Annotated in this window: 8 protein-coding genes and 3 pseudogenes; 8 read left to right on the top strand and 3 right to left on the bottom strand. The window is 50.1% G+C overall.

What is annotated here, in order from left to right; genetic code table 11:
* Nucleotides 1-126 precede the first annotated feature (126 nt).
* The 3 genes and pseudogenes from BFJ94_RS15730 to thrS form a co-directional block, all read left to right on the top strand.
* Nucleotides 127-1,320: a transposase gene (locus tag BFJ94_RS15730; protein ID WP_016311143.1), complete on the top strand. Its 1,194-nt coding sequence runs from the start codon at nt 127-129 to the stop codon at nt 1,318-1,320.
* Nucleotides 1,321-1,452: 132 nt separating this feature from the next.
* Nucleotides 1,453-1,593, top strand: a pseudogene (locus tag BFJ94_RS15725) (IS200/IS605 family transposase); the annotation flags it as partial.
* 216 nt (nt 1,594-1,809) lie between these two features.
* A pseudogene (gene thrS / locus BFJ94_RS15720) lies at nt 1,810-3,537 on the top strand (threonine--tRNA ligase); the annotation flags it as partial.
* A gap of 92 nt (nt 3,538-3,629) precedes the next feature.
* Here thrS and BFJ94_RS15715 read toward each other — a convergent pair.
* The gene (locus BFJ94_RS15715) at nt 3,630-5,108 is read right to left on the bottom strand and encodes an MFS transporter (protein WP_120463510.1); all 1,479 of its coding nucleotides are present in this window, start codon (nt 5,106-5,108) and stop codon (nt 3,630-3,632) included.
* A 155-nt stretch (nt 5,109-5,263) separates the two neighbouring features.
* On the opposite strand from BFJ94_RS15715, the gene BFJ94_RS15710 reads away from it, so the two are divergent.
* Genes BFJ94_RS15710 through BFJ94_RS15700 form a run of 3 tightly spaced genes read left to right on the top strand, consistent with a single transcriptional unit; the run spans nt 5,264 to nt 7,515 of the window.
* A complete protein-coding gene (locus BFJ94_RS15710) occupies nt 5,264-5,692 on the top strand; it encodes a MarR family winged helix-turn-helix transcriptional regulator (protein ID WP_120463509.1) in 429 nt (142 codons plus the stop codon).
* Nucleotides 5,693-5,723: 31 nt separating this feature from the next.
* Nucleotides 5,724-6,647 carry a 2-dehydropantoate 2-reductase gene (gene panE / locus BFJ94_RS15705; protein ID WP_120463508.1) on the top strand — a complete coding sequence of 308 codons (924 nt, stop codon included), beginning with the start codon at nt 5,724-5,726 and terminating at the stop codon, nt 6,645-6,647.
* 31 nt (nt 6,648-6,678) lie between these two features.
* Nucleotides 6,679-7,515 carry a class I SAM-dependent methyltransferase gene (locus BFJ94_RS15700; protein ID WP_120463507.1) on the top strand — a complete coding sequence of 279 codons (837 nt, stop codon included), beginning with the start codon at nt 6,679-6,681 and terminating at the stop codon, nt 7,513-7,515.
* 34 nt (nt 7,516-7,549) lie between these two features.
* Here the strand turns inward: BFJ94_RS15700 and BFJ94_RS15695 are convergent.
* Nucleotides 7,550-9,048: pseudogene (locus tag BFJ94_RS15695) on the bottom strand (aminotransferase class V-fold PLP-dependent enzyme).
* A 399-nt stretch (nt 9,049-9,447) separates the two neighbouring features.
* Entirely contained in the window at nt 9,448-9,924 is a 477-nt protein-coding gene (locus BFJ94_RS15690; RefSeq protein ID WP_120463506.1) for a DsrE/DsrF/DrsH-like family protein, read from the bottom strand.
* A 143-nt stretch (nt 9,925-10,067) separates the two neighbouring features.
* On the opposite strand from BFJ94_RS15690, the gene BFJ94_RS15685 reads away from it, so the two are divergent.
* Together BFJ94_RS15685 and BFJ94_RS25435 are read left to right on the top strand one after the other, a co-directional pair.
* Entirely contained in the window at nt 10,068-10,613 is a 546-nt protein-coding gene (locus BFJ94_RS15685; RefSeq protein ID WP_120463505.1) for a hypothetical protein, read from the top strand.
* A gap of 80 nt (nt 10,614-10,693) precedes the next feature.
* On the top strand, nt 10,694-10,864 hold the full coding sequence (locus BFJ94_RS25435; RefSeq protein ID WP_162944299.1) for a hypothetical protein: 171 nt from the start codon (nt 10,694-10,696) through the stop codon (nt 10,862-10,864).
* Nucleotides 10,865-10,920: the final 56 nt, after the last annotated feature.

The raw sequence follows: 10,920 nt of genomic DNA, 5'->3' as shown, positions 1-10,920 counted from the left end.
GCGTTTTGCAGTAATCTGAGGCCTTGAGCCGTAAGGATTTTCGGACATAAAAAAGGGACTTCACCCCAACTTGGAGAAGTTTTCAAGTGACCAAACCCAAAAACCTCAAGGATGGAGGAAGTCACTTTGTATATTCTCCAAGAATGTCTGTTTTCCTTCGAAGAACTTTTAAAAATTCAACCCAAGGAGAGATTGCCGATCTTCTTCAGTTCTCTCGATCTGAGACCGTATGCCAAGGAACTGAGAAGCCGTTCACCCCGAGGCGCTGAGGGATACTGCAGACAAGGTATTCTACGAGCACTCTTGGCTGCGCCGCTTGAAGGAATAAGTACCTTTTCAGGGTTGCATAAGCGTTTGGATACGGATCTCCGGTTTCGTTATCAGTGTGGTCTTCCGCTGGATCGAGAAGCTCCTTCCATATCCACATTAAGCCGAGTTTTCTCAGAACTGACGAGAAAGGACTTGGCAAAACGGCTTTTTGAGGATTTGGTCACACGCTGTCAGCAGGAAGGTATCATAGAAGGCAGTAACGTCGCCATAGACAGCGCCGCTCTCCGCGCTTACGAGAAAAAGCAGCCCAAACGCAAAAGCGAGCAAACGGGTAATGCGAACTGGGGCGCAAAAATTGATTCCTTCGGCAATAAAATCACATGGTTTGGTTACAAAATTCATCTGGCGGTCGATACGAAAAGTGAATTGCCGATCGCCTTGGAAGTAACGCCGGCGCATGTCAATGATGGAGAAATGGCGCCGGGCCTGATCGAGAAAACAGCGTCCAGGACGAGCACACGATTTTTCATACTCGATGCGGGCTACGACCAAATGAAAGTTTATGAGGCCGCCCGCAACGTCAAGGCACAAGCCATCATTCCCCTTAATCTGCGGGGGGAGAAGGAACCGCCTGCTGGCATGACCTCGAACGGAACACCGTGCTGTTCCATGGGTTATGCGATGACATACTGGGGAGTTGACGGCGATATGCATAAATTTCGCTGCCCGCATGCCACGGGTAAAGTCGACTGTCCGCTTGGCATGGCTGCCTGCTCGTCTTCAAACTATGGAATGGTCGTCAAAGTAAATGCGAAGGATGATCTCCGGCGATACAGCATCCCTCATCGGGATACAAAGCGTTGGAAGGAACTTTACAATGAACGAACCAGCGTAGAACGCTGCAACTCCCGATTGAAAACCTATTTGACGGCAGACGCCGCACATGTCCGGGGCATTCAGAAAGTCACAACTCACCAGTATTTGAATGCCATTGTTCTGCTTGCATCTGCGCTCGCCGTTTCTCATCATTCAAAACGGGCTGCCGCTTAAAAAACGAGCTGTTCTAAAATTCTGCAAGTCTGCCCTTTTCTTCACCCATATAATACCATTTTCGAAAATTACCCCTTAACGACAGTGAATATGCTATCGCTTCTTCTCTGAAACGGAATTATGCAAAACACTCATGTAAGTACAGTGGGCCTAAATGAAGCAACCGTAGCAAAATACATTCGTGAACAAGAAGCACATGACCAAGCAATAGATAAGTTGAGTGTAAAAGAGTACGAAGATCCGTTTAGCAGTAACAGGAGCAAAAAGAAATAAACCAGTTTAACTGGTTAGTGAAAGTGACAAATTACACTGAGCCTGAACAGATTTGTGGTCAGGCTAGCGTCTTTAGGCGCAGTTTGGCAACAGGGGGTTATACCCCAAGTGCAAACCACCCGTTGGACGGGTGGTCATGATTAATAAATTTAGGAGTGATTTAGGATGATGGAACTTGCAATTTCGAAGCAGGAGCCAGTGAGACTGGCCGCAGCCCTGCTGATGGCAAGAGCGGTACAGCATAGATGTAAGGGGGCTAAGCTAGGGGCTTTTGCCGATACGGCCCAAGGCTTCTATTATGATTTTGACGCTGTGGAGCCGATTAGTGAGGAAGATGTGGCGATTATTCAACAGGATATGGAGCAGCTTGCCAAGCAGAAGGATGCGCTGAGCTGCCGTTTTGTCGCTCGGGATGAAGCGATTCGGTTATTTGAGGCCAGAGGGGAGAAGTGGAAGGTAGAAATACTGAAGGAAGAGCCCGCCGCGGCTGCCATGCTCTTGATTGAACTGGGAGAATACATCGATATCTATCCGGGAAGTGCTTCAGCAGATCCAGACGTGAACTGCCAGGAGCTGGCCCACAATATAGCCCAGTCTTTAAATCAAGCCCGCCCCTTCTTCAAGCTGATTAATGTGTCCGGCGCTTACTGGCAGGGGGATAGCCAGAACCCGATGCTGCAGCGAATTTCGGGCGTTGCCTTCGCCAGCAAGCAGGAGCTTGCTGAACATCTAAGCTGGCAGGAGGAAGCACAGAAGCGGGATCATCGCAAGCTTGGCAAGCAGCTCAAGCTGTTCATGTTCGCTGACGAGGCTCCTGGTATGCCGTTCTATTTGCCGAAAGGTACTATTTTGCGTAATGAATTAGAGGGCTTGTCCCGGGAATATTTACAAAAATATGGCTATGAGGAAATCCGCACGCCGTTTATGATGGATCGGCAAATGTGGGAGCAATCCGGACACTGGGATCACTATCGCGACAATATGTATTTCTCTGAGCTGGATCATCATCAATTCGCGGTGAAACCGATGAATTGCCCTGGACATATGCTGATGTACAAGAACAGCCTGCATTCCTACAAAGATCTGCCGATCCGCTATGCCGAGTTCGGTCAGGTTCATCGCCATGAATTCAGCGGCGCGCTGAATGGCTTGTTCCGGGTCAGGACTTTCTGTCAGGATGATGCACATATCTTCGTTACTCCGCAGCAAATAGAAGAGGAGATCATGCATACGATCGATCTGATCAAGGAGATCTACGGCATCTTCGGCTTCGAGTATACGCTGGTATTATCAACTAGACCGCTCGATTCTATGGGCAGTGACGAGCAATGGGAGATGGCTGAGAGTGCGCTGCTGAGAGTACTGGAGTCATCGGGTGCGAAGTATAGTCTGAATCCGGAGGACGGGGCCTTCTATGGGCCAAAAATAGATTTTCATATCAAGGATGCCTTGCATCGCAGCCACCAGTGCGGAACGATTCAGCTGGACTTTCAAATGCCGGAGAAATTTGGACTTTCCTATATAGATGAGCAAAATAATAAACAAACTCCGGTCGTTATCCATCGCGCCATTTACGGCTCTATCGATCGTTTCCTGGGAATCCTGATTGAGCATTATGGCGGAGCGTTCCCAATCTGGCTTGCCCCTGTGCAGGCTGTCATTATCCCGGTAGCCGAAGCGCATGCGGCCTATGCCAAGGAATTACGCGACCGCTTTGCAGACCTGGGAATCCGGGCGGAAGCGGATTGCCGCGAGGAGAAGCTGGGCTACAGAATTCGCGAGGCGCAGGTGCAGAAGATCCCTTATACGCTCGTCGTCGGGGACGCGGAGATAGCCGATGGAAGTGTCCAGGTTCGGGCTTACGGGCAGAAGGAACAGGAGCTCTATGAACTTTATGCCTTCATTACTATGCTAAAAGGGAAGATCAATGAGCGGGCGCAGTGATTCGAACGATACTGATTGACAATATGTTTCATTAGGCTAATACAGAAGAAGCTCCAACTGCCTCAGCAGTGGAGCTTCTGTTACGATTCAGGTTAATTGGATTGAACAGGCTCATTTTGCACCGAACGTCTTGAGGACCAGAGCCGCCAACCTGTCAACAGGGCAGCGATCAGACAGATCGTCGCCGAGGTCTGGAAGACGACATGCATTCCGCTCAGGAAAATATCCGGGCGATCCGGGATCAACCCGGTAACGCGATAGCCAGCCTTATGGCTCATCACGCTGAACAGAGTCGTGGTAGCCACCGTAATACCGACGACCATCCCGATGTTGCGGATCAGGCCGTTGATGCTGCCGGCAATCCCAAGCTGGGTCCGTGGCACTTTGGACATGACGAGCGAATTGTTCGGCGACATGAAGATCCCGCTGCCAAGCCCGAGCATTGCGATCCATACCCCTACCAGAGCGATAGAACTTCCATCGTGCAATGAAGCGAGCCCGAATTGAGCGATCACCATGATGATCAGTCCGATGAAGGTCAATAGCTCCGAGCCGATCTTATCCGACAGACTGCCGCTAAGCGGCGCGATAATGACCATCACGATCGGGAAGATCATGAGCAGGAAGCCGGCCTGGGACGGTGACAGGTTCAGAATGCTCTGCGCATAGAAGGGCGCGATAATGTTATAGCAGAAGTTGGCCACGAAGACGAGAAATCCGCATAGGATGCTTAATGAGAACAGAGGATTCTTAAACAGCGAGAGCTGGAGCAGCGGCTCCTGCTTATGCATCTGCACCCAAATAAAAGCGACGAAGACAACCAATGAAACGACCAGAGCGGTGATAATACGGTAATCTCCGTAACCGAGCTGCTGGCCCAACAATAGCCCTGAGAAAAGGGCAAGAATAAACAGTGTAAACAATAGATTGCCTGCTACATCGATCTTCACCCGCAGCTTCGTCAAATCCTGTGGCAGCGTCTTGACGCCGATGATGAAGGCGATAATACCGATCGGCACATTGACCCAGAAAATATATTCCCAGCCGAGACTGGAAATAATGACACCGCCCAGACTTGGACCAGCAATGCTGCCCAGGGACACGAAGGTTCCGATAAAACCTAGTGCCTTGCCGCGTTCATTCGGCGGAAAGATATCGGTCACGATCCCTTGATTATTCGCCATCGTCATCGAGGCGCCGAGCGCTTGCAGGAGCCGCGATGCAATCAAGAAGGTCAAGTTGTAACTAAATCCGCATAATAGCGATCCGATCGTAAATATAATCATGCCAAGCTTGAAAATTTTTATTTTGCCGACGATATCCCCCAGCTTGCCGAAGAATAGAATCGCTGCACAGATCATCATCAAATAGCTGGTCACCACCCATTGGGTCTGGGCTACCGGTAAATTCAGCTGCTTGGAGATGACCGGCAGAGCAATGTTGACGATGCTGCCGTCCAGAGTGGACATGAAGGTAAATAAATTAATGACAATCAGGATTAACCAGCGCCGCTTCTGTACATCCGGATTGTCCTGATAGGTTTGTCGTGTTAATGCTGGATTTGGACTCATGCTGATAACCTCACTTTATAAATGCGATAGACTCCTATTTGTTGCACCTACAACTAAATCGACATTTACAAGTGTACTCCAAATTAGTTGCGTATGCAACAAACTTGCGATAGAATTTTAAGTATGCATAATCACAATTAAAGAAGGGCAAGGAAATGAACATGAACTCGATCGGTAAGCTTATTTCTTTTATTAACCGAGTTAATCAGAAGGAACTGGCTGCCAAACTGAAACAATATAATATAGGCGGGGGCGGTCATCACAGCTATCTGAAGACGATCCTGCTGAATCCCGGGTTGAATCAGGATCAGCTGACCTGTGAGGTGAAATTTGATAAGGCCACGACGACCCGTTGTCTTAAGCAATTGGAGGAGGCGGGCTATGTGGAGCGGATCGTGGATGATAATGATCGCAGGTCCTATCGATTATATCCCACAGACAAGGCGAAGCAATTCGAGCCTAGGCTGACCTCGATTCTGGCCGAAGCCAACTATAATCTTGCCGAAGGCTTGGACGAGGGGGAGAAGGAGCAGCTAAGGATGCTGCTGCAGAAGGTGTACGACAACTACATTCAGAATAAATAAAATCATTCATGCAGGGGAGATGAAGGAACAGATGCGGATTTTAGTGCTTGGTGCCGGAGGAGTAGGCGGTTATTTCGGCGGTCGCTTAGTTGAGAAGGGGGAGGATGTCACCTTTCTTGTCAGAGAGCGTCGTAGACAGCAGCTTGAGCAAGAGGGGCTGGCGATCCACAGTGTGAACGGAGATCTGACGATTCAGCCTAAGCTGATCACGACCCAGGATCAAGCGGAAGCATTCGATTTGATCTTATTCTCTACCAAGGCCTATCATCTGCAGTCTGCGATTCAGGATGTCAAGCCATTCGTAGGCGAGAAGAGCGTCATTCTGCCACTGCTGAACGGGGTGGCACATATCCAGCAATTACAGAGAGAATTCGGAGTGGATAAGGTCATCGGGGGCTTATGCTTCATCGAGACTACGCTTAATGAGCAGGGCCATATTGTGCAGACGAGCAAAGGCCATTATGTCCGCTTCGGAGAGTTCGGAAATCAGGAGACGGAGCGGATTCGCAAAATTGAAGAAGCCCTGAGTGGAACCCGAGCCTCCTTCATGCGCAGCTCTCATATCGAGCAGGATATGTGGCATAAGTATTTATATATTACCGTGATCGCCGGGGTGACGACCTTGATGCGGGCGCCGCTAGGGCCGATCAGGGATAGTGAGGACGGTCGTGAATTCATCCGGGCCCTATTCCTGGAAGGCCAGGCCATTATGCTGGCCCATGGTGCGCCCCTGGATCAGGAGATTGTCGAGAAGCATATGATTACTATGGAGAGGACGGATGATACCATGAAGGCCTCGATGCTGCGGGATATGGAGAAAGGACTGCCGATCGAAGGCCAGCATCTTCACGGGTATTTGCTACATTTGGCCCAAAAGTATGGGATCGACTCTCCCTTGCTGAAGGTGATTCACCGTCATTTGCAAGTGTATGAGCTTATGCAGCATCAGGCTTAATCATTGCAGATATAGAGATGGAGGGGATAGGATGGTTCCAGAGATTCCAGAGGGAAATTTACAGAGCAATATCGAGCGCTTCACGGGGTTCGCGGATGTGTATGATTCATATCGCCCTGAAGCCCCGGAAATGGTGGTAGAGATTCTGACCCGTTATTTAGAGCGCAGGCCAGCCTTCGTGATCGATTTAGGCTGCGGAACGGGTCTGTCCACCTTGATCTGGAACGGGCATGCGGAGCGGATCTTGGGTGTAGAGCCTAATGGGGATATGCGCAGTAAGGCGATCTCCAAGCTCCAGCATCTTCGGGAGGGGGCGCAGGATCATATCTCTTTCGTGTCCGGTTATTCCAACCAGCTTGAGGTGGAGTCCGCTTCGGTCGATATCATCACCTGCTCGCAATCTTTTCACTGGATGGAGCCGGTAAGCACTCTGCAGGAAGCCCAACGAGTTCTGCGGGAGGGCGGCGTCTTCGCTGCCTATGACTGCGATTGGCCGCCGACGCTGAGCTGGCCGTTGGAGCAGCAATATATGAAGCTGTATCATAAGTGCGATGAGATTCTGGAGCGGGAAGTAGCCAAGGAATCACAGGCCCTGAAACGCAATAAGGATGAACATCTGCTGCATTTGCAGAAAAGCGGAGTTTTTCGGTATACGAGAGAGGTCGTATTCCATCATCGTGAGCAATGTGATGCTGAACGCTATGTTGGATTGATGCTCAGTCAAGGTGGCTTGCAGAGCGTGCTGAAGCTGGGCAAGACCGAGCTGAATGAGGATCTTGCCGCTTTCCGCAGGAGCGCAGAGCAATACTTCAACAGTGAGACGAAGCAAATCCTCTTAAGCTACAGGATGCGTCTTGGGATCAAATAAGCGGCAGCGCGTCAGGAAGATTCATCGCTGACCGCTACAGCTCGAACATGGCAGCTACATCCGGTATGGATTGCCCGTGCATATGAGACCAGTCATTGGTGAGCGGATTATATAGATAATCATGCCGCCAGGTCTCAATATGACGGGCTATTTCTGTGACGGCGTACAGGATATAATCTACTTCCTGTACGGTCATGACTGGATGCAGCGAGGTGCGCACCCAGCCGGGCTTAGAGGAGTAATCTCCCTTTAGTACCGCTTGCTCGATCATACGCGAGAGTTCCGGGGTGATGCCAAGCAGATGATGTCCGTAGGGCCCGGCACAGGAGCAGCCGCCGCGGGCCTGGATGCCGAAGCGATCGCTGAGCAGCTTGACGACCAGATTATAGTGATAACCGGGGATGATCCATGAGACGATACCCAAGCGGTCTTCACATTCCCGCTCCAGCACGATTACGCCAGGAATATGCCGTAAACCGCGGAGCAGGCGGACGGTCAAATGATGCTCCCGGGCTTGAATCCGCTCTGGCTGCATCTTCTCTTTTAGCTTGATCATAGGGCGGTTTTGATAGCTTGAATAATCGCTGGCGTACCCCCATCCTCGCGCTTCTCCGCATCTCGGACATAGCGCCTCGTGCCCCAGGGATTCACCCACTCCACCGTACCGCCGCCGACATGATCGGGAATCGGACTGCTGCATAGAGAACTGTGCATCATCAGCACGCCGCAGGTGCCCGGTCCGCCGAGGAACTTATGCGGGGAGAAGAGGATACCATCCAGCTGCTCCAGAGGCTGTTTCGGATGCATATCGATCTTCACATAAGGAGCCGAAGCCGCAAAATCAATGAAGCATAGTCCGTCATGCTGATGCATGATTCTGGCCAGTTGATGATAGGGGGTCGTTCTTCCGGTCACATTGGAGCAGGCTGTAAATGCCCCGATTTTAAAACGGCGATGCCGATATTTATTTAGCGCTTGCTCTAACTGAGCGGGACTTACTTCTCCATCCTGTCCGGGCTCAAGCATCACGACATCTCCCACCGTCTCCGCCCAGGAGATATGGTTGGAATGATGCTCCATATGTGTGACGAAGATGATCGGTCGCTCCGCTTCGCTTAATCTGATCGACACCCTCTGCCACTCCGGGATCTTCAAGCCGAGCAACCGCTGCAGCTTATTAATGCCGGAGGTCATCCCTGAACCCGTCAGCATCAGCAGGTCATCGGGACCGGCATTCACATGCTCTTTGATGATCCGTCGCGCCATTCTATAGGCTTGGCTTATCGTCTGTCCGGTCAGGCTGGACTCACTATGGGTATTGGCCATATAAGGACCGAATTTCCCGGCAATCGCCGCCTCGATCGGTTCATACAGCCTTCCGCTGGCGGTCCAATCGGCATAGATCATATGTTGTTCTCCGTATGGGGTCAGGTAGGGCTGCTGGATGCCGATCGTTGCCCGCCGGAAAGGAAAAAAATGTGCTTCAAGGTACTCCTGCTCGTTAACGCCAGTCTTATCGTCTGCATAAGTCATGCTCTTTAACATAGTCTTAGATCCTCACTCATATCATTGATGACACAGTATATGCAGAGGACAGTGAGGAAGGCGAATGCCTAGATGCTGTTTTTATGAAAATATTTATAGCTGCACTTAGATAGTTCAGCCGGGTGGGAAGGGCTGTCGCTTCCATTGATGGGGGATGGGGAGGGAGTGGCTGATAAGTGCTAATATGCAGTTATATTGGCGCTTTACCCCTCCATCCGAGGATATAACTGCTTTTATACATCTATTTAGACGGATTTCCCTCTAATAGAGGGGCCAAAATAATTGTATTTCTGCAGTTATTAGCAAGTACCGTGCAATATCAAGTACGGGTGACCCGAATGTCTAGCTCCCCTGAAGGGAAGAGCGGAAAGGAATCCGCGCTTTTACCTAAATAAACAGCTGAACATCCGACTCTAGAGCATCCCTCAAATAGGCTTGAGCATCCACAATTTCGACCTCCGGCAATAGCTCCTCTGGCTTGATCCCCATGATCTCTACAGATAGCTTGCAGGCGGAGAACTTAATGTTCTTCTTGCGCGCGCCCTTCAGGAAATGAATCAGCTTCGGTGCCTCTTGATCCTCTATCATCTCCTCAAGCATCCATTTGCCCAGTCCGCTGAAATTCATTTTGGATAGCGGCAGCTGCTCGGGACCCTTCGGTGTCGCTAAGGTCATGATTCTCTCGTACAGCGATTTGTCCTCGGTCGTCATCTTCTCGGGATCTCTGATCAGGAACAGCCCCCAGAAGCTGAAGAACATCGTCACTTCCATATCCATATCATGCGCCGAATTCGCCAGGATCAGCCCGGCCATCGCTTTATCATACTCTCCGCTGAACATGAGCAGGCTCAGCTTTTTGCCCATCCTAATGCACCTTCTTCAATTTGGAATGTTCCTATTATGAGGCTATCAAGCGGGTTCTATGCTTGTTCACCTATTGTTAGACTTGCACGTACTGCAACCTTTCCTACTTCTCGCAGCGTCTTTACAGCAATAGGAGGGATACTATGAAGAGAATCGGAGTTATCGCATTCTTTATTCTGATCCTGAATTTGTTCACATCTATACAGGCATCCGCCTTATCATGTGTGGAGATCCCCACCATCCCCGAGGCCTACCAGAAATATGACGGCGTAGTCATCGGGCGGGTAGTGAGCGTTCAGGAGAAAAGGCAGAACAATCAGGTCAAGCTATCTGTGATGAGGAGTTTCAAGGGGATTAAAGAAGAGAAGCTAGATATTTTCGAGGATAAATTCTGGGGGGCTCTGTCGGGACCAAGCGTTCTTCACGAAGAGTATCTGTTCTTTCTTAATTACGAGGAAGGGCAAGGTTGGGTGAATCCATTATGCGCACCAACGAAGAAAGTAGCTGATATAAGCGGTGATGAGTTCACTTTTCTCGATGCTAGAGAATTGCAGCTTACAGTTGATGGCACAGAAGGAGCTATGCCGATTCATGCTAGCAGATCTTATATCGTGTGGGGTTCAGCTATCGTCGCAGTTATCCTTGGTATCGCCGGGTGGTATCTATGGTTAAGAAGGCGAAGAGGATAGACAAATACTTACCGAGGTGAATATTTCACGGCATAATTGTGGAAAATAGAGGAAACGGCTTCTTGGAAAGGAGGATTAGGATGGAAATTTCAATGGGCGCGGATGAGGTCATTAACCGCATCAAGCAGCTTCAGAGCAATGGAGAGCCTATCAGCAAGAAGCAGGTGAAGCAGCATGATCCCGAGTTGATGAGAAGCGCGTTGTTCTATTTTCCGAGCTGGGAGCAGGCCTTGAAGAACGCAGATCATTAGATAAATAATTAAACCGGTGAAAAAGTGCTATAGCCCACCACTTCACCGGTTTTTTG

Origin of the sequence: Paenibacillus aceti (genome assembly GCF_003614185.1) — a bacterium.
Lineage (GTDB): Bacteria > Bacillota > Bacilli > Paenibacillales > Paenibacillaceae > Fontibacillus > Fontibacillus aceti.
The sequence above is the reverse complement of the archived record's forward strand: the minus strand, read 5'-3'. Positions and strand labels throughout refer to the sequence as shown.

Bases quoted from the DNA above. Each gene is read 5' to 3' on its own strand.
- BFJ94_RS15715 (WP_120463510.1), bottom strand. From the start codon at position 5,108: ATGAGTCCAAATCCAGCATTAACACGACAAACCTATCAGGACAATCCG.
- BFJ94_RS15710 (WP_120463509.1), top strand. From the start codon at position 5,264: ATGAACATGAACTCGATCGGTAAGCTTATTTCTTTTATTAACCGAGTT.
- panE (WP_120463508.1), top strand. From the start codon at position 5,724: ATGCGGATTTTAGTGCTTGGTGCCGGAGGAGTAGGCGGTTATTTCGGC.
- BFJ94_RS15700 (WP_120463507.1), top strand. From the start codon at position 6,679: ATGGTTCCAGAGATTCCAGAGGGAAATTTACAGAGCAATATCGAGCGC.
- BFJ94_RS15690 (WP_120463506.1), bottom strand. From the start codon at position 9,924: ATGGGCAAAAAGCTGAGCCTGCTCATGTTCAGCGGAGAGTATGATAAA.
- BFJ94_RS15685 (WP_120463505.1), top strand. From the start codon at position 10,068: ATGAAGAGAATCGGAGTTATCGCATTCTTTATTCTGATCCTGAATTTG.
- BFJ94_RS25435 (WP_162944299.1), top strand. From the start codon at position 10,694: ATGGAAATTTCAATGGGCGCGGATGAGGTCATTAACCGCATCAAGCAG.